Source organism: Nonomuraea sp. NPDC049784 (assembly GCF_040659615.1).
Classification (GTDB): Bacteria; Actinomycetota; Actinomycetes; order Streptosporangiales; family Streptosporangiaceae; genus Nonomuraea.
In genome coordinates this window covers 1-24,175 of record NZ_JBFAMX010000003.1, presented here as the reverse complement: position 1 = coordinate 24,175, position 24,175 = coordinate 1, and the positions used below count along the sequence as shown (strand labels likewise).

The 24,175-nt window shown below is 67.8% G+C and carries 26 protein-coding genes and 1 tRNA gene; 23 read left to right on the top strand and 4 right to left on the bottom strand.

Translation table 11 applies throughout. The features are described from left to right. Positions 1–22: 22 nt before the first annotated feature. From AB0J09_RS01200 to AB0J09_RS01185, 4 genes are all read left to right on the top strand, one after another. Positions 23–1,894, top strand: coding sequence for an acyl-CoA dehydrogenase family protein (locus AB0J09_RS01200; RefSeq protein WP_360683173.1), 1,872 nt, complete (start codon positions 23–25; stop codon positions 1,892–1,894). Between the two features lie 207 nt (positions 1,895–2,101). Then, complete coding sequence (locus AB0J09_RS01195; protein ID WP_360683357.1) at positions 2,102–3,370, top strand: extracellular solute-binding protein; 1,269 nt, start codon at positions 2,102–2,104, stop codon at positions 3,368–3,370. A 66-nt stretch (positions 3,371–3,436) separates the two neighbouring features. Beyond that, positions 3,437–4,321, top strand: coding sequence for a sugar ABC transporter permease (locus AB0J09_RS01190; RefSeq protein WP_360683171.1), 885 nt, complete (start codon positions 3,437–3,439; stop codon positions 4,319–4,321). Continuing rightward, on the top strand, positions 4,321–5,205 hold the full coding sequence (locus AB0J09_RS01185) for a carbohydrate ABC transporter permease (RefSeq protein WP_360683354.1): 885 nt from the start codon (positions 4,321–4,323) through the stop codon (positions 5,203–5,205). Before AB0J09_RS01190 ends, AB0J09_RS01185 begins: the two co-directional genes overlap by 1 nt. A 3-nt stretch (positions 5,206–5,208) precedes the next feature. Here AB0J09_RS01185 and AB0J09_RS01180 read toward each other — a convergent pair whose 3' ends face one another. After that, positions 5,209–5,952, bottom strand: coding sequence for a methyltransferase domain-containing protein (locus AB0J09_RS01180; RefSeq protein ID WP_360683169.1), 744 nt, complete (start codon positions 5,950–5,952; stop codon positions 5,209–5,211). Positions 5,953–6,076: 124 nt separating this feature from the next. Between AB0J09_RS01180 and AB0J09_RS01175 the strand changes: the two genes are divergently transcribed. Further along, positions 6,077–6,616 (top strand): RNA polymerase sigma factor, encoded by a 540-nt coding sequence (locus AB0J09_RS01175; protein WP_360683167.1) that lies wholly within the window; start codon positions 6,077–6,079, stop codon positions 6,614–6,616. Continuing rightward, the gene (locus AB0J09_RS01170) at positions 6,603–7,397 is read left to right on the top strand and encodes a hypothetical protein (protein ID WP_360683165.1); all 795 of its coding nucleotides are present in this window, start codon (positions 6,603–6,605) and stop codon (positions 7,395–7,397) included. Before AB0J09_RS01175 ends, AB0J09_RS01170 begins: the two co-directional genes overlap by 14 nt. Here the strand turns inward: AB0J09_RS01170 and AB0J09_RS01165 are convergent. Then, a complete protein-coding gene (locus tag AB0J09_RS01165) occupies positions 7,386–8,408 on the bottom strand; it encodes an adenosine deaminase (protein WP_360683164.1) in 1,023 nt (340 codons plus the stop codon). The genes AB0J09_RS01170 and AB0J09_RS01165 overlap by 12 nt on opposite strands. A gap of 69 nt (positions 8,409–8,477) precedes the next feature. Between AB0J09_RS01165 and AB0J09_RS01160 the strand changes: the two genes are divergently transcribed. From AB0J09_RS01160 to AB0J09_RS01145, 4 genes are read left to right on the top strand one after another with little or no spacing between them, the layout of a single operon-like run. Then, complete coding sequence (locus tag AB0J09_RS01160; protein ID WP_360683162.1) at positions 8,478–8,978, top strand: SigE family RNA polymerase sigma factor; 501 nt, start codon at positions 8,478–8,480, stop codon at positions 8,976–8,978. Further along, positions 8,975–9,859: a PASTA domain-containing protein gene (locus AB0J09_RS01155; protein WP_360683160.1), complete on the top strand. Its 885-nt coding sequence runs from the start codon at positions 8,975–8,977 to the stop codon at positions 9,857–9,859. Before AB0J09_RS01160 ends, AB0J09_RS01155 begins: the two co-directional genes overlap by 4 nt. Before the next feature lie 42 nt (positions 9,860–9,901). Further along, positions 9,902–10,438 carry a hypothetical protein gene (locus AB0J09_RS01150; RefSeq protein WP_360683158.1) on the top strand — a complete coding sequence of 179 codons (537 nt, stop codon included), beginning with the start codon at positions 9,902–9,904 and terminating at the stop codon, positions 10,436–10,438. A 32-nt stretch (positions 10,439–10,470) separates the two neighbouring features. Further along, positions 10,471–10,977: a hypothetical protein gene (locus tag AB0J09_RS01145; RefSeq protein WP_360683156.1), complete on the top strand. Its 507-nt coding sequence runs from the start codon at positions 10,471–10,473 to the stop codon at positions 10,975–10,977. A gap of 12 nt (positions 10,978–10,989) precedes the next feature. On the opposite strand, the gene AB0J09_RS01140 is transcribed toward AB0J09_RS01145, so the two are convergent. Next, complete coding sequence (locus tag AB0J09_RS01140) at positions 10,990–12,198, bottom strand: pyridoxal phosphate-dependent aminotransferase (protein WP_360683154.1); 1,209 nt, start codon at positions 12,196–12,198, stop codon at positions 10,990–10,992. Between the two features lie 171 nt (positions 12,199–12,369). Between AB0J09_RS01140 and AB0J09_RS01135 the strand changes: the two genes are divergently transcribed. The 9 genes from AB0J09_RS01135 (at position 12,370) to AB0J09_RS01095 (ending at position 19,649) form a co-directional block, all read left to right on the top strand. Continuing rightward, positions 12,370–12,442 (top strand) — tRNA-Trp (locus AB0J09_RS01135). Between the two features lie 78 nt (positions 12,443–12,520). Next, entirely contained in the window at positions 12,521–12,766 is a 246-nt protein-coding gene (gene secE / locus AB0J09_RS01130; protein ID WP_360683153.1) for a preprotein translocase subunit SecE, read from the top strand. Positions 12,767–12,849: 83 nt separating this feature from the next. Beyond that, entirely contained in the window at positions 12,850–13,614 is a 765-nt protein-coding gene (nusG, locus tag AB0J09_RS01125) for a transcription termination/antitermination protein NusG (protein ID WP_360683151.1), read from the top strand. Between the two features lie 174 nt (positions 13,615–13,788). Continuing rightward, entirely contained in the window at positions 13,789–14,220 is a 432-nt protein-coding gene (gene rplK / locus AB0J09_RS01120) for a 50S ribosomal protein L11 (RefSeq protein WP_127939574.1), read from the top strand. 64 nt (positions 14,221–14,284) lie between these two features. Then, positions 14,285–15,004 (top strand): 50S ribosomal protein L1, encoded by a 720-nt coding sequence (gene rplA / locus AB0J09_RS01115; RefSeq protein ID WP_360683149.1) that lies wholly within the window; start codon positions 14,285–14,287, stop codon positions 15,002–15,004. Positions 15,005–15,366: 362 nt separating this feature from the next. Further along, positions 15,367–16,188 (top strand): LppX_LprAFG lipoprotein, encoded by an 822-nt coding sequence (locus tag AB0J09_RS01110; protein ID WP_360683147.1) that lies wholly within the window; start codon positions 15,367–15,369, stop codon positions 16,186–16,188. A gap of 237 nt (positions 16,189–16,425) precedes the next feature. After that, positions 16,426–16,950 carry a 50S ribosomal protein L10 gene (gene rplJ, locus AB0J09_RS01105; RefSeq protein WP_360683351.1) on the top strand — a complete coding sequence of 175 codons (525 nt, stop codon included), beginning with the start codon at positions 16,426–16,428 and terminating at the stop codon, positions 16,948–16,950. A gap of 71 nt (positions 16,951–17,021) precedes the next feature. Next, a complete protein-coding gene (gene rplL, locus AB0J09_RS01100) occupies positions 17,022–17,414 on the top strand; it encodes a 50S ribosomal protein L7/L12 (protein ID WP_358099763.1) in 393 nt (130 codons plus the stop codon). 264 nt (positions 17,415–17,678) lie between these two features. Continuing rightward, complete coding sequence (locus AB0J09_RS01095; RefSeq protein ID WP_360683145.1) at positions 17,679–19,649, top strand: glycosyltransferase family 39 protein; 1,971 nt, start codon at positions 17,679–17,681, stop codon at positions 19,647–19,649. Positions 19,650–20,034: 385 nt separating this feature from the next. Here the strand turns inward: AB0J09_RS01095 and AB0J09_RS01090 are convergent, their stop codons facing one another. Next, a complete protein-coding gene (locus AB0J09_RS01090) occupies positions 20,035–20,427 on the bottom strand; it encodes a nuclear transport factor 2 family protein (RefSeq protein WP_360683143.1) in 393 nt (130 codons plus the stop codon). A gap of 146 nt (positions 20,428–20,573) precedes the next feature. Here AB0J09_RS01090 and AB0J09_RS01085 point away from each other — a divergent pair, with 146 nt between their 5' ends. The 4 genes from AB0J09_RS01085 (at position 20,574) to AB0J09_RS01070 (ending at position 23,646) form a co-directional block, all read left to right on the top strand. Continuing rightward, entirely contained in the window at positions 20,574–21,083 is a 510-nt protein-coding gene (locus tag AB0J09_RS01085) for a TetR family transcriptional regulator (protein ID WP_360683141.1), read from the top strand. Between the two features lie 167 nt (positions 21,084–21,250). Then, a complete protein-coding gene (locus tag AB0J09_RS01080; protein WP_360683139.1) occupies positions 21,251–22,252 on the top strand; it encodes an ABC transporter ATP-binding protein in 1,002 nt (333 codons plus the stop codon). Between the two features lie 399 nt (positions 22,253–22,651). Next, positions 22,652–23,152: a hypothetical protein gene (locus tag AB0J09_RS01075; protein ID WP_360683137.1), complete on the top strand. Its 501-nt coding sequence runs from the start codon at positions 22,652–22,654 to the stop codon at positions 23,150–23,152. After that, entirely contained in the window at positions 23,149–23,646 is a 498-nt protein-coding gene (locus tag AB0J09_RS01070; RefSeq protein WP_360683135.1) for a hypothetical protein, read from the top strand. The genes AB0J09_RS01075 and AB0J09_RS01070 overlap by 4 nt, the downstream gene beginning before the upstream one ends. The last annotated feature ends 529 nt before the right edge of the window (positions 23,647–24,175 follow it).

Below are 24,175 nucleotides of genomic sequence, written 5' to 3'. Positions count from 1 at the left end.
CGGCGCATCGTCGGGAGGTGCCATGACCGAGCACGCCAAGTACGCGGAGTCCAGGGAGGTCGGCGAGCAGGCCCGCGAGAAGGAGTGGACGCGGCCCAGCTTCGCCAAGCAGCTCTTCCTCGGCGACTTCCGGCTGGATCTGGTGTATCCCGTGCCGTCGCTGTCCGACGAGGCGACCAAGCGAGGTGAGGAGTTCGTCAGGGCGATGCGGCGCTACCTCGACGCGCACGTCGACCCGGCGCTCATCGAGCGGACCGCGCAGGTGCCCGACGAGGTGGTGAAGGGGCTGGCGGCGCTCGGGGCGTTCGGGATCACGATCGGCGAGGAGTACGGCGGGCTCGGCCTTCCCTACCTGTATTACTGCCGCGCTCTCATGCTCGTCGGCTCGTACTGCCCGGCGCTGGCCACGCTGCTGTCGGCGCACCAGTCGATCGGGGTGCCGCAGCCGCTCAAGCTGTTCGGCACCGAGGAGCAGAAGCGGGAGTTCCTGCCGAGGTGCGCGCGGGGCGAGATCTCCGCCTTCCTGCTGACCGAGCCTGACGTCGGATCCGACCCGGCCCGTCTGTCCACCACCGCGGTCCGCGACGGCGACGACTACGTGCTCGACGGCGTCAAGCTGTGGACGACGAACGGCGTCGTCGCCGACCTGCTCGTGGTCATGGCCAGGACCGGCAAGAAGATCAGCGCGTTCGTGGTCGAAGCCGACTCTCCCGGCATCACGGTCAAGCGGCGCAACGGCTTCATGGGGCTGCGCGGGATCGAGAACGGCGTCACCGAGTTCACGCAGGTCAGGGTGCCTGCCAAGAACATGATCGGGCGCGAGGGGCAGGGGCTGAAGATCGCCCTCACCACGCTCAACACCGGCCGCCTGTCGCTGCCGGCCACCTGCGCGGGTAACGCGAAGTGGGCCGTCAAGATCGCCCGCGAGTGGGGTAACGAGCGCGTGCAGTGGGGGCGCAAGGTCGGCCGGCACGAGGCCGTGGCCACGAAGATCTCCTTCATCGCGGCCACCGCGTACGCGCTCGAAGCCGTCTGTGAGCTCACCAGCCGCCTGGCCGACGACCAGCGCAACGACATCAGGATCGAGGCGGCGCTGGCCAAGCTCTTCGCGTCGGAGCTGTCGTACCAGGCGATCGACGAGCTGGTCCAGATGAGGGGCGGGCGCGGCTACGAGACCGCCGAGTCGCTCGTGGCGCGCGGCGAGCGCGGCGTGCCCGCCGAGCAGATGCTGCGCGACTCCCGTATCAACCGCATCTTCGAGGGCTCCTCGGAGATCATGCATCTGATGATCACGCGTGAGGCGGTGGACGCGCACCTGTCGGCCGCGGGGGAGCTGATCAACCCGGAGGCCTCCCGCCAGGAGCGCGCCCAGGCCCTGCGCCGTGCGAGCCGCTTCTACGCCACGTGGCTGCCCACGCTGGTGGCCGGCACCGGCAACCTGCCCACCTCGTACGGCGACTTCGGCCCGCTGGCCCAGCACTTGCGCTTCGTGGAGCGGACCAGCAGGAAGCTGGCCCGGTCCACCTTCTACGGCATGTCCCGCTGGCAGGGCAGGCTGGAGCACAAGCAGTCCTTCCTCGGCAGGATCGTGGACATAGGGGCCGAGCTGTTCGCCATGACGGCCGCCTGCGTCAAGGCTGAGGAGGACTCAGCGGACCTGGGGCGCCGGCCGTACGAGCTGGCCGACACCTTCTGCCACCAGGCAAGACGTCGCGTGGAGTCGCTGTTCGACCAGCTCTGGGACAACACCGACACCAACGACGTGCGGCTGGCCGAGTACGTGCTCGAAGGCCGCTACGGCTTCCTCGAGGAGGGCATACTCGACCCGTCCATCGAGGGGCCGTGGATCGGCGCGCCAGAGGGCGGGGAGAGCGTCCGGAGAAAGATCCTCTGACGCCCGGTCTAGACCGGTTGTGAGTGTTTTCCGGCTTCGATGTTTTCAAACTGATACGAGCCGGTATAGACCGGCTCCGTGAAGCAGGCTTACGCTGGCGCAAACGCGTCGGGCTGCGTGCTCGCGCGCCCCATCCCCCAGGGCGGGGTCCGTCAGCTGGTACGGACCAGCGACCCGCCCGACGAGAAGGCGGTATCTCCAGTGAACATGAAGCTTGTGGGCGGCGCCGCTCTCGGCCTTGCCACGATGCTGGTCCTGTCCAGCTGCGGATCGGGCGGCTCCGGCGATTCCGGTGGCGGCGACAAGGCGTCGGGCGGCGGGCAGGTCACGCTGAAGATGGTCGCCGCCGACTACGGCGACGGCCCCGGCAAGCCGAACTCGGGCGAGACGTTCTGGAAGGGCGTCGTGGACGAGTTCCAGGCGGCCAACCCGAACATCAAGGTCGACGTCCAGGTCATCAACTGGAACGACATCGACAAGCAGGTCGCCACCATGGTCCAGAACGGCCAGGTGCCCGACATCCTGCAGACCGGCGACTACTCCGGCTTCGTCAAGGACGGGCTGCTCTACAAGGTGGACGAGGTGCTGTCGCCGAACGTCTCGGGCGACATGCTGCAGAAGTTCGCCGACTTCGGCAAGGTCGACGGCACCGCGTACGGCATCCCGTTCGTCTCCTCCGCCCGCGCCCTCTTCTACAACAAGGACCTGTTCCAGAAGGCCGGCATCGCCGAGCCGCCGAAGACGTGGGACGAGCTCAAGGCCGACGCCGAGAAGCTGAAGAAGGCCGGCGTCACGCAGCCGTTCGGCCTGCCGCTCGGCCAGGAGGAGGCCCAGGGCGAGTCGTTCCTGTGGATGCTGGGCAACGGCGGCGGCTACAAGGACGCCTCCGGCAAGTGGGCGATCAACTCGCCGCAGAACGTCGAGACGTTCACGTACATGAAGGGCCTGGTCGACGCGGGCCTGACCACCCCGAACCCGGGCACCAAGGACCGTAAGACGGTCTGGGAGGACTTCGGCGCGGGCAAGGTCGGCATGGTCAACGGCGGCCCCATGTCCATCCCGATCTTCGACGCGGCCGGGCTGAAGAACTACGGCGTCGCGGCCATCCCCGGCAAGACCGGCCCGCTCGACACCACGCTCGGCGTCATGGACTGGATCATGGCGTTCAACAAGAACGGCCACGCCGCCGAGATCAAGAAGTTCTTCGACTCCTTCTACACCGGCAGCGCCGCGCAGAAGATCTCCGACACCTACAAGCTCCTGCCCGTCACCAACGGCGGCATCAAGAAGCTCGAGGGCGACGAGAAGCTCAAGCCGTTCCTCGACGCGCTGCCGAACGCCAGCTTCTACCCCTTCCAGGACCCCAAGTGGGCAGAGGTGAACCCGGCGATCAAGCAGACCATCGGCGGGGCCGTCAAGGACGACCCGGCCAAGGTCCTCGGTGAGCTGCAGAAGACCGCGGAATCTGCCGGCTGATCGATCGGGGGCCCGTGCGGCCGGCGCTCTCACCGGTGCCGGCCGCACCGTCTTGGAAGGTTGCTCATGAGAAGGTTGCGCGCCCTCGAGCCCCTCGCGTGGGTCGGGCCCGCCGTGGTGCTGATCGCGCTGGTCGTGCTCTGGCCCGTGATCGAGATGATCAGATCGTCGTTCCTCAAGATCAGCCGGTTCGGGGTGGTCCAGGGGAGCAACGGGCTCGCGAACTACGACAAGCTGTTCGGCGAGAAGGACTTCGCCGACATCATGGTCCGCAGCGTGATCTGGGTGGTCGCGGTCGTCGCGCTCACCGTGCTGATCTCGCTGGCCCTCGCCCAGCTGTTCAACCAGCGTTTCCCGCTGCGCAAGCTGGCCCGGTGGGCACTGATCGCGCCGTGGGCCGCGTCCGTGCTGATGACGGCGATCATCTTCAAGTGGATGCTGGACCCCGAGGTCGGTGTGATCAACCAGATCCGGCTGAAGCTGGGGCTGATCGACGCGATGGGCGGCGCCTCGGCCGACCAGCTCGGCGACGCGTCCACCGCGATGCCGTGGCTGGTGTTCGTGGCCGTCTTCGTCTCGGTGCCGTTCACCACGTACGCGTTGCTGGCCGGGCTGGCGACGATCCCCGCCGACGTCTATGAGGCGGCCACGATGGACGGAGCCGGACGGTTCCGTACGTACTGGTCGATCACGCTGCCGCTGCTGCGCCCCGCGCTCACCGTGGCGGCCCTCATCAACGTCATGAACGTCTTCAACAGCTTCCCGATCATCTGGGCCATGACGCACGGCCAGCCGGGCTACTCCACGGCCACCTCGACGATCCTCATGTTCATCCTCAAGGGCTCGAACATCGGTGAATCGGCGGCCATGTCCGTCGTCAACTTCGGCATGGTGATCATCCTGACCGCGATCTTCCTCAAGGTCTCGCGCTGGAACAAGGAGGTGGCGTGATGGCCCTGAACACGATGCGTCCGGCCGCCACCAGGCCGCACCAGCACGTCAGGCCGGTCGCGCGGCGCAGGATGCCGCGTCTCAAGACCGTCGTCATCGCGGCCGCCGCGTACGTCATCGCGTTCATCTTCCTGTTCCCGTACCTGGTGATGCTGCTCACCTCGCTACGCGCCCAGGACTCGCTGCGTGACGTGACGTTCTGGCCGAAGGAGTGGGTCTGGTCCAACCTCGCCAACTTCTGGAGCAGCGGCCTGGCGGGGAACCTGTGGGTGACGCTCAAGGTCGCCGGCGGCTCGACCGTGCTGGTGCTGCTGGTGGCGCTGCCCGCCGCGTACTACTCCGCCCGGCACGACTTCAGAGGGCGCACGGCGTTCCTGATCCTGGTGCTGATCACCCAGATGTTCCAGCCCACGGCCATGCTGGTCGGCATCTACCGCGAGTTCTACCAGTTCGGGCTGGTGGACTCGGTCTGGTCGCTGATCCTGGTCAACGCCGGGTTCAACCTGGCGTTCGCGGTGTGGATCCTGAACGCGTACTTCGCCTCGATCCCGCGCGAGCTGGAGGAGGCCGCGTTCATCGACGGGAACGGCCGCTTCGGCGCGCTCTTCAGGATCACGCTGCCGCTGGCCATGCCCGGCGTCATCACGGCGCTGATCTTCACGTTCATCGCCGCCTGGAACGAGTTCGTGGTCGCGCTGACCCTGACCACGACGCCGGAGAACCAGCCGCTCACGGTGGCTCTCAACTCGTTCATCGGTCAGTATCAGGTGGACTGGCAGAACCTGTTCGCCGGATCGGTGATCGCCACCATCCCCGTGATCATCCTCTTCGCGCTGATCGAGCGGAAGGTGGTCGGCGGCCTCACCGCCGGCTCCATCAAGTAGCCGTCAGGCCTTGGGCGTGGGGACCCTCGCCACGCAGAAGACGGTCTGGCCGAACGGTGGCCTGATGAACCGCTCGATGAAGCGGGTCGTCGGGACCACCGTGCGGTCGTAGATCTTGACCAGGCGCGGGTCCGGGTAGCCGACGCCGCCCCGGCGCACGGCCGCCCACCAGGCGATGCCGCCCAGGAAGTTGATCGGCTTGAGCGTCTCGATGTCGAGGCCCGCCCGGGCCACCGTCGCGCCCAGCGTCTTGGGCGTGTAGCGCTGGACGTGGCCCACCTTGCGGTCGAAGTCTCCGTAGAGCTGCGGGTAGCCGGGCACCCAGATGATGATCCGCCCGCCCGGCAGGGTGACGCGGGCCAGCGAGCGCAGCGCCTCGGCGTCGTCCTCGATGTGCTCCAGGACGTTCATCATGACGACGGTGTCGACCTTGTCCTCGAGCGGGATGTCGGTGGGCAGGCCGAACTGCAGGACGCTGATGTCGTCGCGGTCCGCGAAGCGCTTTTCCAGCTGCTCGACGCAGTAGGGGTCGAAGTCGCTCACCACGAGCCTGTCGAGGCGCGGCAGGAACTGCTCGGCGAAGTGGCCGAGCCCCGAGCCGATCTCCAGCATCGAACGGCCGACATGCGGTGCGACCATGTCGAACTCGTACTGCCGATAGTTCTTGGCCTCGTCGCCACCTAGGTGGTTCTCCAACGCCTCGTCACCGGCCGCCGGTTGCACTACACGGTCATACCCAGAAGACATTGTCCAGTTCCTTCGAGGGGGCTCATGGATTGCCCGAGTCTAATGCCCCGATCACGGGTGGGGTCACATGAAGCGTGAAAGCCTCTTCCGCGGAAGCCGCAAATGGGGTGGAATCTGACTCGCCATGAACGACGACGAGGCTGTCGAGCGCTCGCTCGCCGGTGATCTTGCCGCCTATGAGGTGCTGGTCGCCCGCTACAGCGCGCTCGCCCACCGCACCGCCTCCATGCTCGGGGCGGGAGACGAAGCCGAGGACGTCGTGCAGGAGGCGTTCGTCAAGGCGTTCCGGCACCTGGCGAGCTTCCGCAGGGACTCGCCCTTCCGCCCGTGGCTGCTGCGGATCGTGGCCAACGAGACCCACAACCTGACCCGGTCGCGCGGGCGCCGCTCCGAGCTGACCCTGCGGCTGGGCGCCACGGCCTCCGTGGCCGCGCCCGATGACCCCGAGGGTGCGGCGGTGGCCACCGACCGGCGGTCCCGCCTTCTGGAGGCGGTACGGCGGCTGCCCGAGCGGGAACGTCAGGCCGTCGTCTGCCGGTACTTCTTACAGCTGACCGAGGCGGAGACGGCACAGGTGCTCGACTGGCCCGTCGGCACCGTCAAATCCAGCACGCATCGGGGACTGGCCCGGCTGAGGGAGGAGGTGGGCAATGAACTCGCGTGAGCCTTTCGACGACCTGGAGGCCGAACTTCTGGCGCTCGGGGACCTCCTGGACGTCCCCAGCCCACCGCCGGCCGACGTCGTCGCCGCCGTCCGCGCCCGCCTCGAACCCGCCCCCGGCGAGGACGCCGGGCCCGATCCGGCGCATGGTCCCGTCAATTCCCCCGTCCGACCGCACCCCCGGGGGCCGGTACGACGTGTTCGGCGGGCGAGGTGGAAGGTCGTCGCGGCCGTCGTCCTCGTCGTCATCGCCATCACGGCGGCCACCCCTCAGGGCCGGGCAGCCGTGGTGAGGATCCTGCGGTTCGCCGGGATCGAGCTCCAGATCGGCGACACGCCGCCCAAGGCCGTCACCACCACCGCGCCCATGCCCGGCGAGCACACCGTGGAGCCGGACAAGGCCCCGGGCCAGGTGAAGTTCAAGGTCAAGACGCTGAAAGCGCTCGGCGACCCCAGGAGCGTCACGGTCGCCGACAACGGCAGGGTCGTGTCGATGTTCTGGCCGAACGGCGTCAGGCTCGACCAGTTCGACGGCGGCGTGGATCCGGTGTTCTTCAAGAAGCTCGGCCCGCCGTGGCCCGACTACGTCAAGGTCGGCCCGTACAACGCCTGGTGGGTCCCGGGAGCGCACCCCCTCGGCTACATCATGCGCCAGGACGGCACCGAGGTCCCCCTGCGCCAGGCCGGACCCACCCTCATCTGGCAGCAGGACACGCTGAGCTACCGGCTGGAAGGCCTCAAGACCAAGGAAGAGGCCATCCGCATCGCCACGTCACTCCAATGAGCCCGTCAGCCAGTCGTCCACGCCCTTGAGCAGCTCCTTGCGTACCGAATCGGGGGCCGCGGACGAGCGGACGGACTGGCGGGCCAGCTCGGCCAGCTCCACGTCGCTGAAGCCGTAAACGTCACGAGCCAGCTCGTACTGCCGCAACAGCCGCCCACCAAACAGCAACGGGTCATCGGCGCCCAGAGCGATCGGCACTCCAGCGTCGAACAGCCGCCGCACCGGCACGTCGGCGGCCTGCTCGGCCACCCCCAGTCCCACGTTCGAGGTGGGGCAGACCTCGCAGCAGATCTGCCGGTCGGCCAGCCGCTCCATCAGCCGCCTGTCCTCCGCCGCCCGCACGCCGTGCCCGACGCGGTCGGCCCCCAGGTCGTCCACGCACTGCGAGATGCTCCGAGGCCCCATCAGCTCGCCCCCGTGCGGCACGGACAGCAGCCCGCCCCGCTTGGCGATCCTGAACGCCCGCTCGAATTCCCTGGCCTCGCCCCGGCGCTCGTCATTGGAGAGCCCGAACCCCACCACGCCCTTGCCGGCGTACTGGGTCGCGAGCCTGGCCAGCGTGTTCGCGTCGAGCGGGTGGCGGGTCCTGTTGGCCGCCACGACCACCGCGATCCCGACCCCCGCGTGCTCGGCGGCCTGGCGCGCCGCGTCCAGCGTCAGCTCCAGCGTGGCCGTCAGCCCGCCGAAGCGCTGCGCGTAGCCCGACGGGTCCACCTGGATCTCCAGCCACCGCGACCCGGCCGCCGCCTCGTCCTCGGCGGTCTCGCGCAGCAGCCGGTAGACGTAGTCGGGCCGGGTCAGCACGGATCTGGCGATGTCGTACAGCCGCTGGAACCTGAACCACCCGCGCTCGTCGGTGGCCCGCAGCTTGGGCGGCCAGTCCACCTCCAGCGCGTCCGGCAGGTGCAGCCCCTGTTCCCTGGCCAGCTCGATCAGCGTGGAATGCCGCATCGATCCGGTGAAGTGCAGGTGAAGATGGGCCTTGGGTAGCGAGATCAGGGGCCTTGCCATTGACATATCTTGCCACTCAACCTCGGGCGGGGTTCGCACGTTGGGGAGGGCGAAAGGGGACCCTCACTCATGACAGATGACGACGAAGCGGCGTTCGACGAGTTCCTCGCCGCTCGGAGCACGTCGTTGCTGCGTACCGCGATCCTGGTCTGCGGAGCGACGAGGCACGACGCCGAGGACCTGGTCCAGCACGCGCTGGAGAAGGTCTACCGGCACTGGCCGCGGATCAGGGGCGACAACCCCGAGGCGTACGCGAGAAAGATCGTCGTGAACGCGGCGATCAGCAGAGCGCGGCGGCGCAAGATCGTCCAGGAGATCACCTTCGCCCGACCGCCGGAGACCGCCGCCGACTCTCCCGACCTCGACCTGCGTGACACGCTCATCCAGGAGCTGCGCAGGCTGCCGCCCCGGATGCGGGCCGTCCTGGTCCTGCGCTATTGGGAGGACCAGTCAGAAGGGAACACCGCGGCCCTGCTCGGCTGCTCGGTCGGGACCGTGAAGAGCCAGGCGGCACGGGGGCTCGCCAGGATCCGCGAAAACCTGAATCTCGCTAAGGAAGTGATCGGATGAGGATCGAGGACGATCTCGCGGACGCCATGGCGGCGCACGTCGCCGAAGTGCAGGCCCCGCCGGACCTGGGCAGGACCGTACGGCGCCGGCACCACTCCCGCGTGGTCCGGTTCCGCGTGGCGGGCGCCGCGCTCGTCACGGCGGCCCTGGCGGTGGCCGTACCTATGACGCTGAACTCGGCCGAACTCGCTGGCACCACGAACACCGCCAGCGGCCGAGGCCAGGACGTGCTGGAGGCCGGCGGCGTCACCGTTCCGAACGTGACGGGCAAGCGCGTCGCCGACGCGATCTTCGCACTCCGTGACGCCGGCCTGGCGGTCGACAACCTCGGAGCCGAGATGAGGAACGGCTTTGTCCGCCGGCAGAACCCGGTGTCCGGCAAGAAGGTCGCCCCCCGCACCCACGTCGAGATCGTCGTCGATCCGCCGCCGCAACACCTCGGCGACCTGGGTGACGGGCGGCAGTTCGGCGGCATCCGCCTGAGCTATCTGCCGGACGGGTTCACATGGGGCAGATGGTCGGGCAAGGACAGGACCGGGCACAGTTACGCGACGAGCTTCGACAAGCCGGCGGCCGGCGATCGGATCTACTGGATCGAGGTGATCGTGTTCGAGGGTGAGGCCGCCAAGGGGGTCCACGCCGGTGACCCCGAGAAGGGGGCCGAAATCGTGGACGTCAACGGCAAGGAGGCCCGACTGGCCAACCTCAGCGAAGCGGGCGAGGTCGTACCGTTCTTCACAGACAAGAGCACGCTCACGATGGCCTGGAAGCTCCGCGACGACCTGGCCGTCAAGCTGCGCGTCAGCCCCGACTACGAGATGGAGGTCGGCAACCACGCCGAGCTGAAGAAGATCGCGAGGGGCATCCGGGCGATCAGGTGAACCCGGTGGTACGGACGGGGCTGAACGGGGGATCAACCAGGCATGATCCCTGAGGAGCCTGCCGGCATCGGACAGGGACGGCGTGCGGCGCTGGCGGTGCTGGCGTCCGGAGCGGCGGTTTCGATCATCTACGCGCTCTTCTCCTCGGGCTTCGGACGCCTGCGGCCCGACGCCGCGGCCGACGCCGTCCCCGTGCGGACCCCGCCGGAGGCCACTCTCGCGGTGGTCTCCCACGACTTCTGGCTCACCTACCTGCCCGCCGGGCTGGAGCGCAGCGGCGGGGGAGCGATCGAGCCCAAGGGGGCGTGGGCCAGGTTCGGCTCGGGTGACCGGTTCGTCGAGGCCCAGGTCGAGCCCGCCGCCGACTGGGCGAGCTACCGCAAGCGGGCCACTGTGCTGGACGCCCACGTGACCACCGTGCGCGGCAGGCCCGCCGTGGCAGGCAGGCATCCGAGCGGCGGCCGGCTGATCGTCTGGCTGGAGCGCGCAGGCGAGGGCGCGTGGATCCGGGTCAGCGAGTCGCTCAGCCGCGAACTGGTCGCAATTGCCGCTTCCGTCAAAGGTCCTGTAGGAGACTAGGAGCCTTTTCCGTGCATTTCTTGGGGGGTCCGATGCGGCGTCTGGCAGCGGTGCTCCTCGTATTCACGCTGGCGGCGTGCGGCAGTGGCGACACGCCCGTGTCCGAGCCCGAGTCTCAAGCCATGCCGCCGCCCACGCCCGTGCCGCACGAGGGCCGCTCGCTGGCCTGCGGGTCGACCGACGTGAAGCTGCCGGCCATGTCAAAGGGGCTGATCAGGGCGGGCTCGTTCGCCCGCCTGGGGTCGCTCACCCGGCAACTCGAGGTCAAGGGCCTGATCTGGCGGAAGAACGATGAGGAGCTGTACGTCGGCGTGGTCTGCGGGGTCCGGAGCGTCGAGCAGTTCGTCACGCTGGTCGCCAGGTCGACACTGACGGCGTACAAGGGCAGACCGGCGCTGCGCTGGACCACGCGCACCGGCCTGCGCAACTTCATGTGGCTGGAGCGGCCGGGCACCGCGGTCTACCTCGCCGCGACGCCCGGCCTGGCCGCCCAGATCAAGCAGATCGCCGCCGGCGTCACCCTGAAGCCTGCGCCTTGACGGACGCGGGTTTCAGCGGGCCTCTGACAGCAGCTTGCCCATGCGGCTGACGCCCTCGACCAGGTCGTCGTCGCCCAGCGCGTACGACAGGCGGAAGTAACCAGGCGTGCCGAACGCCTCGCCCGGCACCACCGCCACCTCGGCCTCCTCGAGGATCAGCTCGGCCAGCTCACCGGACGACTGAGGCCGCTTGCCACGCAGTTCCTTGCCGATCAGCTCCTTGACCGACGGATACGCGTAGAACGCCCCCTTCGGCTCCGGGCAGAACACGCCCGGGATCTCGTTGAGCATCCTGACGATCGTCTGGCGGCGCCGGTCGAACGCCGTGCGCATCTCGGCCACCGCCGACAGGTCGCCGGAGACGGCGGCCAGCGCGGCGATCTGGGAGACGTTCGAGACGTTGGAGGTGGCGTGGGACTGCAGGTTGGTGGCGGCCTTGACCACGTCGGACGGGCCGATCAGCCAGCCCACGCGCCAGCCGGTCATCGCATACGTCTTGGCCACGCCGTTGAGGATCACGACCCGGTCGCCCAGCTCGGGGACGGCCGTGGCGATGCTGGTGAACTCGGCGCCGCCGTACACGAGGTGCTCGTAGATCTCGTCGGTGACCACCCACAGGCCGTGTTCGGCCGCCCAGCGGCCGATCGCCGTCGTCTCCTCGCGGGAGTAGACGGCGCCCGTCGGGTTGGACGGTGAGACGAACAGCAGGACCTTGGTGCGCTCGGTGCGCGCGGCCTCGAGCTGCTCGACGCTCGCCAGGTAGCCGGTGGACTCGTCGGTCACGACGTCGACTTGCACGCCGCCGGCCAACTTGATCGCCTCGGGGTAGGTGGTCCAGTACGGGGCCACGACCAGGACCTCGTCGCCGGGGTCGAGCAGAGTCGCGAACACCTCGTAGACCGCCTGCTTGCCGCCGTTGGTGACCAGCACCTGCGACGCCTCGGCCGCGTAGCCGGAGTCGCGCCGCGTCTTGTCGGCGATGGCCTGCTTGAGCTCGGGCAGGCCGCCCGCCGGGGTGTACTTGTGGAAGCGGGGCTCGCGGGCCGCCTGGATCGCCGCCTCGACGATGTAGCCGGGCGTCGGGAAGTCGGGCTCGCCGGCGCCGAAGCCGATGACGGGGCGGCCTGCCGCCTTCATCGCCTTGGCCTTGGCGTCTACGGCGAGCGTGGCGGACTCGGAAATCGCGGAAATTCTCGCGGAGATACGAGGTCGGGTGGACATGCGTCCATGCTCCCACGTGGCTTCCGCGCAGTCGTGACCTGGGCGATCGGTATTCGGTTCGACGTACCAGGCAATCCCCCGTATGCTTTCGGCTGGTCCTTCCGCACAGCATGTCGGCGCGCGGTTCGGTCCAGGCAGTGGGTCGATCAGGGTAGTCTGGTCTAACGACATAGGGCACTGGCGCAATTGGTAGCGCACCGGTCTCCAAAACCGGCGGTTGGGGGTTCGAGTCCCTCGTGCCCTGCGAGTGCGGTCCGCGCAATAATGGCGTGTAAGCGCGCCGCAAAACTGCGTCGGATACGACAGATTTCAGGTGAGGACTGTGGCGATCGACACGCGCGGCGAGACCGCAGGCAAGCCGAGTGGCGAGAAGAAGACACGCACTTCACCTGCCCTTTTCTATCGGCAGGCAGTCAACGAGCTCCGCAAGGTCATCTGGCCGACCCGCAAGGACCTCATCACCTATACCACGGTCGTCCTGGTATTCGTTCTGATCATGGTTGCGATCGTGTACGGGCTTGACAGTGCCCTGGGATGGGCGGTCCTCAAGGTCTTCGGCGGCGGCTGATCCAGACGCCCGCCGGTGTCGCTTGACGGAGTCGCCATTCTTTCCGAGCTGAATCGCGAAAAGACGAAAGAGGAAGAGTCACCGTGTCCGAGTCTTCAGTTCCGGCCGACGAGTCCCGCGAGGAGTGGGGCGACGAGCTGGAAGAGGCCACTGAGGAGGCCGCCGAGTCGGCGCTCCAGGGGGCCGAGGTCGCGGAGAGCGACGAGGCAGCCGATGTCGAGGCTTCCGCCGTCGAAGACGGTGAGGTCCTTCCCGACGTCGACCCCGTCGAGGAGTTCAAGAGCTCGCTGCGCGGCCTTCCCGGCGAGTGGTACGTCATTCACTCCTACGCCGGTTACGAAAACCGCGTGAAGTCCAACATCGAGAGCCGCAACGTGTCGCTCAACATGGAGGACTACATCTACCAGGTCGAGGTGCCGACGCACACCGTCCAGGAGTTCAAGAGCGGCAAGAAGGTGCCGGTCAAGGAGCGCGTGCTGCCCGGCTACGTGCTGGTGCGCATGGAGCTCACCGACGAGTCCTGGGCCGCCGTGCGTAACACGCCCGGTGTGACCGGCTTCGTCGGCCTGTCCAACAAGCCGAGCCCGCTCAGCCTCGACGAGGTCGCCAAGCTGCTGGCGCCCGAGCCGACCGAGGAGACCAAGAAGGCAGCGGCCAAGACGGCCGCGGGCCCGACGGTCGAGTTCGAGATCGGCGAGTCCGTCACGGTCATGGACGGCCCGTTCGCGACGCTGCCCGCCTCGGTGAGCGAGATCAGCCCCGAGTCGCAGAAGCTCAAGGTGCTCGTTTCGATCTTCGGTCGCGAGACTCCGGTCGAGCTCTCGTTCAACCAGGTCTCGAAGATCTAAGACGATCACATACACTTAGACGTTCGGTCGGCCGCCTTTCGCGACCAACGGGAAACCTGTCACGGCCTTGCGGTCTGGTAGGCGGGTTTCTTGTTGGCTGGGCGGCCTCCGACATGTCAGGACCGCAATCCGCAGCTCTGACAAGCATCGCAATCAGGACCCGGAGAAGGACAAATGCCTCCGAAGAAGAAAATCGCCGCGTTGGTGAAGGTCCAGCTCCCCGCTGGCCAGGCCACCCCGGCACCGCCGGTGGGTACCGCGCTCGGTCCCCACGGCGTCAACATCATGGACTTCGTCAAGCAGTACAACGCTGCGACGGAGGCCCAGCGGGGCAACATCATCCCCGTTGAGATCACCATTTTCGAGGACCGCAGCTTCACCTTCATCACGAAGACGCCGCCGGCGCCGGAGCTGATCAAGAAGGCCCTCGGTCTCGACAAGGGCAGTGCGGTCCCTCACCGCGACAAGGTGGGCAAGCTCAGCCGCGAGCAGCTGCGCAGCATCGCCGAGACGAAGATGCCCGACCTCAACGCCAACGACATCGAGGCGGCCGAGAAGATCATCGCCGGCACCGCCCGGTCGATGGGCATCACCGTCGCCGAGTAAGTTCTTCGCAATTCGTGGGAGGGCCCTTCGCAGGGGCTCGCCGTACCACTCAGGAGTCAAAGCAATGAAGCGCAGCAAGGCGCACAAAGACGCGGCCTCCAAGGTAGACCGCGACAAGCTCTACACGCCCGTCGAGGCCGCGAAGCTGGCCAAGGAGACGTCGACCACCAAGTTCGACGCCACCGTGGAGGTCGCGCTGCGGCTGGGCGTCGACCCTCGCAAGGCCGACCAGATCGTGCGCGGCACGGTCAACCTCCCGCACGGCACCGGCAAGACCGCCCGGGTCCTGGTCTTCGCGACCGGTGACCGTGCCGAGGCAGCCCGCGAGGCGGGCGCCGACATCGTCGGCGCCGACGACCTGATCGACGACATCTCCAAGGGCAACCGGCTCAACGAGTTCGACGCCGTGGTGGCCACGCCCGACCTGATGGGCAAGGTGGGTCGCCTGGGCCGCGTGCTTGGTCCGCGCGGTCTCATGCCCAACCCGAAGACCGGCACGGTGACGCCGGACGTCGCCAAGGCCGTGACGGAGATCAAGGGCGGCAAGATCGAGTTCCGCACCGACCGCCAGGCCAACCTCCACTTCATCATCGGCAAGACGTCGTTCGAGGAGCGCCAGCTCATCGAGAACTACGCCGCCGCCCTTGACGAGGTGCTGCGTCTCAAGCCGTCCGCGGCCAAGGGGCGTTACCTGAAGAAGGTCACGTTCTCCACGACGATGGGCCCGGGCGTCCCGGTCGACCCCAACGTCACCCGCGGCCTCACGGCCGAGCTCGGCGAATAGTCGTTTTGACAGAGCCCCGTCCGGTTTCCGGGGGGCTTCCTGATTGAGCCCCGCCCGGGTTTCCAGGCGGGGCTCTTTCTTTTGTCTTCGCGGGCGGTTGTGGCTTCACCGAACGGCGCGTCGGACGCCCGCCGGCAGGAGCGGCCCGTCAGCCGTCGCGTCCTCGTGGGGGGAGAACTCGCGCCACGAGCCCCTCACCCTTCATCGGCCGCCCGCGTCACGGACGTTCCAGCCATGGGCTTCGCGGGAGTCGGGTGGGTTGTGAAGGGAATGTGTGGAGTGTGTGGGGGATAACCCTGGGTTTTCCCCTAATTGTGAGGGGAAGTCGCTACGGCGGGGAAACTTAAACGTAGGGTCAAGACATGCTGAAGCGCACGATAAGTCTCACCGCGGCCGGAGCCGCCCTCGTCGTGGCGGCGGTCGCCGGTTGCGGATCGAACGCACAGCCCATCCAAGTCAACCTGGCCGCCTCAGAGGTGCTCGCGCAAGCCGCGCAGAAGACCGCGGAGGTCACCAGCTACACGGTCGACGCCGTGGTCAACGTCACGCACCCCCAGGAGGGCACCGGCAAGGTGCAGGGGCGCATGCTCTACCAGAGCAAGCCCCAGCTGGCCGCTGACCTCACCCTGGACACCGTGGACATGGGCGGGAGGAGCCTGCCGGGCGGCGCGCGCGCCATCCTGCAGGGCGACACCGTCTACGTCAAGGTCGAGGCGCTCAAGGACCTTCTCGGGGCCACCAAGCCGTGGATCAAGGTTTCGCTCAGCGAGATGGGCGACTCCAGCCAGGTGAACCAGTACCTGACTCAGATCCAGCAGTTCGACCTGGGCAACGTGACCAAGCTGGTCACCGCCTCCCAGGACGTCAAGTCGGTCGGCAACGAGAGCGTCAACGGTGACGACACCACTCACTACAGCGGCACGTTCCCCGTCGACGCGGCCGTGCAGTTGCTGCCCGCCGACAAGCAGGAGCAGGCCCGTACTAACCTGGCCGAGCTCAAGGACGTCAAGTTCGACATCTGGGTGGCCGGTGACGGCCTGCCGCGCAAGCTCGCGCTGAACGGCTCCAAGGACGGCACCACGCTCGACGCCACCCTGCTCTTCAAGGGCTTCAACGAGCCGGTCACCATCGAGGCCCCGCCCGCCGACCAGATCGGAGAGCTGCCCAAGGGCACGACCAACTGAGAACGATTTGGAAACTCGGCGGCCAGCACGTACTCTGGTCGTGCCAAAGACCGCCGGTCGTCGTCGGGTGCCTCAAAGCCCGGCGACCGAAGGTTCCACGTCATGTGGACGGCCCGCGCAGGTGTGATGCGAGTTTCCCATATGGTCTGATCCATATGTGTGAGCCCCGTGTGCGCCCTGCGCCCGGGGCTGTTCTCATTTCTGGCCTTCGCCGGTGGCACATCTGGAAGGAGGCCCATGGCGAGGGCGGATAAGGCGACAGCGGTTGCCGAGCTCAAGAGCGAGTTCGAAGGCAGCGCCGCCGCCGTTCTGACCGAGTACCGCGGTCTCACCGTCGCGCAGCTCAAGGAGCTGCGTAAGTCTCTCGGTGAGAATGCGAAGTTCGCCGTGGCGAAGAACACTCTGACCAAGATCGCGGCCAACCAGGCCGGTCTCGCGGGTCTCGACGACCTGCTCGCCGGTCCGACCGCGATCGCCTTTGTCAACGGCGACGTTGTCGAGGCGGCCAAGGGTCTGCGTGACTTCGCCAAGGCCAATCCCCTTCTGGTGATCAAGGGTGGTGTCCTCGAGGGCAAGACTCTCGACGCCACCGAGATCACCAAGCTCGCCGACCTCGAGTCCCGCGAGGTCCTCCTCGCGAAGCTTGCTGGCGCGCTCAAGGCGAAGCAGAGCGCTGCTGCCGCTGTGTTCGCCGCGCTGCCCACGCAGATGGCTCAGCTGGCCGACGCCCTCCGCGCGAAGCGCGAAGAAGCGGGCGAGTAACACGGGGGTTGCCGCAACACCCGCGGTCCCGTTCCTAGTTTTCAGCAAGTCCTAAACGTAAGGAAAACATCATGGCGAAGCTCAGCACCGACGAGCTGCTCGACGCGTTCAAGGAGATGACCCTCCTCGAGCTGTCCGAGTTCGTGAAGCAGTTCGAAGAGGTCTTCGACGTCAAGGCCGCCGCCCCCGTCGCGGTCGCCGCTGCCCCCGCCGCCGCTGGTGGTGGCGAGGCCGCCGCCGTTGAGGAGCAGGACGAGTTCGACGTCATCCTCGAGGCCGCCGGCGACAAGAAGATCCAGGTCATCAAGGAGATCCGCGCCCTCACGTCCCTGGGCCTCAAGGAGGCCAAGGACCTGGTGGACGGCGCTCCGAAGGCCGTCTTCGACGGCAAGGTCAACAAGGAGCAGGCGGAGAAGGCCAAGGCTGCCCTCGAGGGCGCCGGCGCCACCGTGACCGTGAAGTAACTTTCCCCTTCACGCGAGCTCTTCGGGAAGAGGCGGATACACCCTGGTGCCGGGTGTGCCGCCTCTTTTCGCGTTCCTGGAGGGAATGGGCGTGGGCTCCTCGTGCCGGGTCGCGTTCGTTCCAGTGCGGTGGTTCAACGGCGTACGGTATGGGCGCGTACCGGCTGATCCACGCCTCGCCGGCGCGTGTGGTGGGAGTGGGGCTTAGAAGATTCTCATGTTCGTCTCATCGCCACGCCAACCGGCCTGCCTAGCGTGCAGGGTGTGGCTACCGAAGCGAAGTCTCGATGGGCGCTGGCAGCCCTCCTCATAGGCACTGGCGTGCTCTACATCTGGGGCCTGGGTGCCTCCGGATGGGCCAATTCGTTCTACGCGGCGGCCGTGCAGGCGGGCAGTCAGAGCTGGAAGGCGTTCTTCTTCGGATCCTCCGACGCCGCCAACGCGATAACCGTCGACAAGACCCCTGCCTCCTTGTGGCCGATGGTGCTCAGCGTGCGGCTGTTCGGGCTCAACTCCTGGGCCATGCTCGTTCCTCAGGCGCTCATGGGCGTCGGTGCGGTGGCGTTGGTGTACGCGTCCGTGCGCAGGTTGTTCACCGCCTGGGCCGGGCTGCTGGCCGGGGCCGTGATGGCGCTCACCCCTGTGGCCGTGTTGATGTTCAGGTTCAACAATCCAGACGCGATGCTCGTCCTGCTGCTGACGGCCGCCGGATATTGCATGGTGCGGGCGCAGGAGCGTGGGGCCACGCGGTGGTTGGTGTTGGCGGGGACCGCGATCGGGTTCGCGTTCCTGGCGAAGATGCTGCAGGCGTTTCTGGTGTTGCCCGGTTTCGCGCTGGTTTATCTGATCACCGCGCCGGTGGCGTTCTGGCGGCGAGTGTGGCAGTTGCTGCTGGCCGGTGCGGCCATGGTGGTGTCGGCCGGATGGTGGCTGCTGGCGGTGGCGCTGGTGCCCGCGTCTGAGCGGCCGTACATCGGGGGTTCGCAGAGCAACAGCGTGCTGGAGCTGGCGCTCGGCTACAACGGGATCGGGCGGCTCAACGGCGCCGACTACGGCGGGCTGGGCAATCTCAACCAGCAGGCCGGCTGGCTGCGGATGTTCGACACGGAGGCGGGCGGCCAGATCTCCTGGCTGCTTCCATCCGCGCTGGCGCTCCTGATCGCCGCCACCTGGCTCACCCGGAGGGCGCCGCGGGTCGATCCGGTCCGTGCCGCCCTCTGGGTGTGGGGGAGCTGGCTGATCGTGACCGGGCTGATCTTCAGCCTGATGCAGGGGATCTTCCACGCCTACTACACCGTGGCGCTGGCCCCGGCCATCGCGGTGCTGGTGGGCATGGGAGTGGCCCTGCTGTGGGAGCGGCGGTCGTTCCGGCTGCTGGCCGTGGTCACGGCGGGGACGGCGGTGTGGTCGTACGTGTTGCTGTCGCGCAGCGCGGAGTGGAACTCGTGGCTGGGCGTGGCCGTGCTGGTGGCGGGGCTGGGAGCGGCGCTGGCGATGCTGTTCACGCGCCGGGCCCTGGCCGTGGTGGCCGTTGCCTTGGTGGCCTGCCTGGCGGCTTTGGCGGGTCCGGCGGCCTACGCCGTTGACACGGCTGCTTCTGCGCACACCGGGGCGATCCCGACCGCCGGGCCCTCCACCGGAGGCTTCGGGAGGGGATTCGGCGGAGGATTCCCGCGTCCGGGCGGGGGAGGCGGCCAGCAGTTCCGCCAGCCGCCTGGAAACGGCGGGGCGCCCGGTCAGCAGCCTGGAAACGGGTGGGGGCAGTCTGGAAACGGTCAGGCGTTCCAGCAACCGCCGGGTGGTGGGCAGGGGCCAGGTGGTGACGGGTCCGGTGGCCGTGGGATGGGACGCGGCGGCATGGGCATGGGCGGGCTGCTCAACGCGGGGACCCCGGCCGCCGAGCTGACCGCGCTGCTGAAGACCAACGCCTCCGCCTACACGTGGGCTGCGGCGACAGTGGGCTCCAACAACGCGGCCGGATACCAGCTGGCCAGCGGTCAGCCGGTGATGGCGGTGGGCGGGTTCAACGGCACCGATCCCGCGCCGACGCTCGAGCAGTTCAAGCAGTACGTCGCCGAGAAGAAGATCCACTACTTCATCGGCGCCGGGATGGGAAGGGGGCGTCGCAGCGCGGGTGGCAGCGATGATGCGGCCCAGATCGCGGCTTGGGTGCAGGACACGTTCACCAGCGCCACCGTTGGCGGAACGACCGTCTTCGACCTCACCCAGCCCTGATCCCCGGCCGGTCGGACGCGCCCGCCCGGGCCCGGCGGACCGTCCACCCCGACTTGCGATGCCTTCCGCCCGGCCTGCCGTGTCGTCCACACCCATCGCCGTCCCTATCACGCCGATCGCGGTGCCGACCGGCGCTGACCGCCGTTCCGACCGCGCCGTCGTGCTGAGAGCGTCGTTCGCTGTCCCGACCACCCTGATTGCTTCCTGGGCGCGCCGGCTGCTGCCTTGTCCGCCCGGGCGGCCAGGACGCGGTCGCGCTCGCGCACGGCGCCGGACCCGCCCGGCCGTGTGTGGGGGCGGTGCGCGTTACGGCCGTGGCCCGGCCGCCTCCCCAAGGGCCCACTCGCCGGGCGCGTGTCGGGCCGGATCGCGGGCGGGGTGAAGGTCAGGAGGCGGCGGCTCTTACCTGGGTTATGGCGCTGGTGTCCATGTAGTCCCTGGTGTGGATGATCTGGCCGTTTCTGATCCGGAGCACCAGGAGGCCAGGGACCGTGATCTGGTGTCCGGCGGCCACGGCGAACACGTTCTGCTCCACCACCACAACCTCCGGGTCCGTCGTCTGGTAGAGCGCCACGCGGCGTACCTCCTGGGCCTCGAACGTGGCCCCGCCCCACATCGCGTGGTAACCGGCACGGATCTCCTCTCTCCCCTTGTACGGCGCCAGCCCCCCGAACGGGAACTCGTGCAGCCCGTCCTCGGCGTAAAGGTCGGCCAGTTCGTCGGGGGACTTGTGGAGCATGGCCGCGTGGTAGGCGGTGACGATCTCGTCGATGGACATGGAAATGGCACCTCGCTCACTCAACGAACGTTGACTCAACGAGCGTAGAGCGAAGGGAAAGCTTTGGTCAACGCATGTAGAGTCGGAGCGTGGGCGAGAGAGTGCTTCCGCGGGCCGAGAGGCGGCGCCGTACTGAAGCAAGGATCTTGGATGCTGCCCGGGCGCTCTTTGCCGAGCTGGGGTTCGAGCGGGCCACCATCAGGGCCGTCGCCAAGGCGGCCGAGGTCGATCCCGCCCTCGTGATGCAGTACTTCGGCAGCAAGCAGGAGCTCTTCCAGCAGGCCGTACGGGTGACGCCGATCAGCGACGGGGAGCTGACCGCCGAGGAGCTCGTCGAGCAGTTGCTCGGCACGCTCAACGTGAAGATGGGTGAGTTGCCGCAGAGCTCGCTGGCCATGATGCGGTCCATGCTGACTCACCCCGAGGCGGCCGCGTCGGCGCGAGAGGTGCTGAGCAGGCAGATCGATCGGCTGGCGGAGGCCATTCCCCGGGAGGACGCGCGGGTGCGTGCGGCGCTGATGACGACGATCATGCTCGGCGTCACCGTCGGGCATCAGTTGCTGGAGCTCGAAGAGCTGCGCGGAGTGTCGCAGGACGAGATCGCGCGGCTGCTACGGCCCAGCCTGCGGGCTCTGACCGGCGATGCGGAGGACTGATCCCGCGGCAGGTCCAGAGAGCCGGACCACCGGTTTCATAACCGGGCAGTAACAAGTTATTGGAATTAGTTCCAATTCGGCGGAGCCCCATTACGGTGAGGACACCACGCGAGCTAGGCATGCGGCACGTTATCTCCCGAATACTCACTGCGATCGGAAGGTGTCCAGTGGGAGTCGAAGTCATGGTCGACGGGTTGACCAAGTCGTTCGGCCGGCAGGTCATCTGGGAGGACGTCTCGCTCACGCTGCCCGCGGGCGAGATCTCCGTTCTGCTCGGCCCCTCGGGCACCGGAAAGTCGGTCTTCCTCAAGACGCTGGTCGGCCTGCTGCGGCCCGAGCGCGGCCACATCTGGATCGACGGCTATGACCTGGCCAACTGCAACGAGAACAAGCTGTACGAGCTCCGCAGGCTGTTCGGCGTCCTGTTCCAGGACGGCGCGCTGTTCGGCTCGCTCAACCTCTACGACAACATCGCCTTCCCGCTGCGCGAGCACACCAAGAAGACCGAGGCGCAGATCCGCCAGATCGTGATGGAGAAGGTGGAGCTGGTCGGCCTGCTCGGCTCCGAATCCAAGCTGCCCGGGGAGATCTCCGGCGGCATGCGCAAGCGTGCGGGACTGGCCAGGGCGCTGGTGCTGGATCCGGAGATCATCCTGTTCGACGAGCCCGACTCCGGCCTCGACCCGGTCCGCACCGCGCTACTCAACCAGACCATCGTCGACCTCAACGCCGAGATCGAGGCGACGTTCCTGATCGTGACGCACGACATTAACACCGCCCGTACGGTCCCCGACAACATCGGGATGCTGTTCAGGCGCGAGCTGGTCATGTTCGGCCCGCGCGAGATGCTGCTGTCGAGCGAGGAGCCGGTGGTGCGGCAGTTCCTCAACGCCAGGAGGCACGGCCCGATCGGCATGTCGGAGGAGAAGGACCTCTCCGAGCTGGAGGCCGAGACTCAGATGGGCCTCGATCCCGGCTCGCTGCCGCCGATCCCGCCGCAGCTCATGCCGAGCGGCAACAAGATCCGCCGTACGCAGCAGCCGCCGGGCACGTGGCTGGCGGCCAACGGGGTGATCCCGCCGCCGGGGTCGTTCGTGGACGAACGCGGTCGTAACTGGCTGGAGGAGTACCCCCGGCTGGTCAACGCCTACCTCCACGGCATCCGCTGAATCCGGCGCTCGGCGGCCCCCTGGTTGTCTCTGCTTGATCCCGCGCGGAAGGCCTGCGTCTTATGGGTGGGCTGATCGGCGCGGTCGCGTCCTGGGCGCGTTCGGGCGCGCGGCACCGCGGCGTCCACGACGGGCCTCCGACGCTCGATGTCCGACTGCGCCGTCGTGCTCCTCGGGGGCAGGAGGAGCGGGCTGGATGCCTCCGGGGCTGCTTCGGGCACCAGGGATGCGTGCTGGACGCTCAGCGGGCATCTGAGGGCCGTCTGGAGGTATTTGCGGAGATCTAGGCGCCTTGACCGATTCGCTCCGAGTTCCCAACCGCCTCGGTTGGTTCGGGGGCTCCAGCAGCGGGCAGCGCGTTATGATCCGGCGGACCGGCCGAGGGAGAGGTGAGCAGACGTGGCAGTACTTGCCGCCCGGCCCGCTCGCATCCTGATCGCCGCGCTCAGCGGAGTGCTCGCGGTGCTGGTCGGTACGGGCGTGTGGATCGCCGCGCAGGCGCGCGATGAGCAGGGCAGGGCAGGCGACAAGCAAGCAGCGCTCCTGGCCGCGGGGACCCACGCGAAGAGCCTGATCTCGCTCGACTACAAGACCGTCGACGCCGACGTGAAACGCATCATCGACTCCTCGACCGGGGCGGCCAAGGCGGAGTACGAGGCCAACGCGGCGAAGCTCAAGACCACCACAGTCGAGAACAAGGTCGTCCAGCACGGCGTGCTGCGCGCGACGGGGCTCGCCTCCATGGCGGGCGCCATGGCGAAGGTGCTGGTGGTGGCCGACGTGGAGATCCGCTGGGACGGCTCCAAGAGCCCGCCGCAGGAACGGTATTACCGGTGGTCGATGGAGGTGACCAAGGTCGGCGGCGTCTGGCTGGTGTCGAAGGCGGTGCAGGTGACGTGAGGACGTTCGCGATCGTGCTGCTGGGCGTCCTCGTGGTCGTGGCGGGCGTGCTGGTTCCGACGATGTGGTTCAACCTGCGCGACCTGCGGGCGGCCGACGCGGCCGGGGCGGAGGCGATGGCGGCGGCCAAGGAGGTGGCACCCGATCTTCTCTCGTACGACTACCGGACGGTGGAGGCGGACCTGGCGAGGGCCGGCACGCACACGACCGGCGAGCTGACGAAGCACTACAAGGAACTGACCACGTCCCTCGTGTCGCGGGCCAAGGCGCAGAAGATCGTGCAGACCGTGGCCGTGGCGGGGGCCGGAGTCGAGCGGGCCGGGCCTGACCGAGTAGAGGTTCTGCTCTTCGTGAACACGGGTACGGTCAAGGAGACCGCCGCCAAGACCGGGCTTCAGCAACAGTTCACCCAGAACCGGGCCAGGTTCGTCATGGTCCGGCAAGATTCGCGCTGGCTGGTCGCCGACATGTCGACCCTCTTGGGGACCGCTTGACGCCTCAGCGCGCCGCTTCTTTCAATTGTTACCAAAAATCAGGTTTAGCGAAGCCTTTGGAACGGGTACTTCAGTCACAGCTACACCGGTTGTCGGCATGGGTTCGACCCCCGGTGTGACGGAGCGTTAACCGCCCCCGTTCGCGGGTATCGTCTTGGGCCTGGCGGTAGGCGACCTGTCACACAGGGGAGAAAACCCAGCGTCCGGGCCCCTAGTCGGCTAAAAGTCGGGGTTGTGGGCTTGACGTTTCCGCCTGAACGGGCGATGCTGCGACCAACGTGGAGCATGCAGCGAGAGCGAAGTGGACAGGCGTGTGCCGTTCGGCTACACTGCCCCTTTGCGCTGCCCTTTGACGACCCGTGATGCTTGCTCACGTTGCGAGGTTGTCTGGCGTGCGTGTAGTCAGTCCGCCGCGAGCCCTCGGAAGGACATCTGTTGGCAGCCTCGCGCAACGCCTCCGCCGTACCCGCTGGTCCCCGTCGCGTGTCATTCGCGCGCATCCAGGAGCCCCTCGAAGTTCCTGACCTTC

Coding starts and splice junctions, on each gene's coding strand:
- AB0J09_RS01200 (WP_360683173.1), top strand. CDS start 23: ATGACCGAGCACGCCAAGTACGCGGAGTCCAGGGAGGTCGGCGAGCAG.
- AB0J09_RS01195 (WP_360683357.1), top strand. CDS start 2,102: ATGAAGCTTGTGGGCGGCGCCGCTCTCGGCCTTGCCACGATGCTGGTC.
- AB0J09_RS01190 (WP_360683171.1), top strand. CDS start 3,437: ATGAGAAGGTTGCGCGCCCTCGAGCCCCTCGCGTGGGTCGGGCCCGCC.
- AB0J09_RS01185 (WP_360683354.1), top strand. CDS start 4,321: ATGGCCCTGAACACGATGCGTCCGGCCGCCACCAGGCCGCACCAGCAC.
- AB0J09_RS01180 (WP_360683169.1), bottom strand. CDS start 5,952: ATGTCTTCTGGGTATGACCGTGTAGTGCAACCGGCGGCCGGTGACGAG.
- AB0J09_RS01175 (WP_360683167.1), top strand. CDS start 6,077: ATGAACGACGACGAGGCTGTCGAGCGCTCGCTCGCCGGTGATCTTGCC.
- AB0J09_RS01170 (WP_360683165.1), top strand. CDS start 6,603: ATGAACTCGCGTGAGCCTTTCGACGACCTGGAGGCCGAACTTCTGGCG.
- AB0J09_RS01165 (WP_360683164.1), bottom strand. CDS start 8,408: ATGGCAAGGCCCCTGATCTCGCTACCCAAGGCCCATCTTCACCTGCAC.
- AB0J09_RS01160 (WP_360683162.1), top strand. CDS start 8,478: ATGACAGATGACGACGAAGCGGCGTTCGACGAGTTCCTCGCCGCTCGG.
- AB0J09_RS01155 (WP_360683160.1), top strand. CDS start 8,975: ATGAGGATCGAGGACGATCTCGCGGACGCCATGGCGGCGCACGTCGCC.
- AB0J09_RS01150 (WP_360683158.1), top strand. CDS start 9,902: ATGATCCCTGAGGAGCCTGCCGGCATCGGACAGGGACGGCGTGCGGCG.
- AB0J09_RS01145 (WP_360683156.1), top strand. CDS start 10,471: ATGCGGCGTCTGGCAGCGGTGCTCCTCGTATTCACGCTGGCGGCGTGC.
- AB0J09_RS01140 (WP_360683154.1), bottom strand. CDS start 12,198: ATGTCCACCCGACCTCGTATCTCCGCGAGAATTTCCGCGATTTCCGAG.
- rplK (WP_127939574.1), top strand. CDS start 13,789: ATGCCTCCGAAGAAGAAAATCGCCGCGTTGGTGAAGGTCCAGCTCCCC.
- rplA (WP_360683149.1), top strand. CDS start 14,285: ATGAAGCGCAGCAAGGCGCACAAAGACGCGGCCTCCAAGGTAGACCGC.
- AB0J09_RS01110 (WP_360683147.1), top strand. CDS start 15,367: ATGCTGAAGCGCACGATAAGTCTCACCGCGGCCGGAGCCGCCCTCGTC.
- rplJ (WP_360683351.1), top strand. CDS start 16,426: ATGGCGAGGGCGGATAAGGCGACAGCGGTTGCCGAGCTCAAGAGCGAG.
- rplL (WP_358099763.1), top strand. CDS start 17,022: ATGGCGAAGCTCAGCACCGACGAGCTGCTCGACGCGTTCAAGGAGATG.
- AB0J09_RS01090 (WP_360683143.1), bottom strand. CDS start 20,427: ATGTCCATCGACGAGATCGTCACCGCCTACCACGCGGCCATGCTCCAC.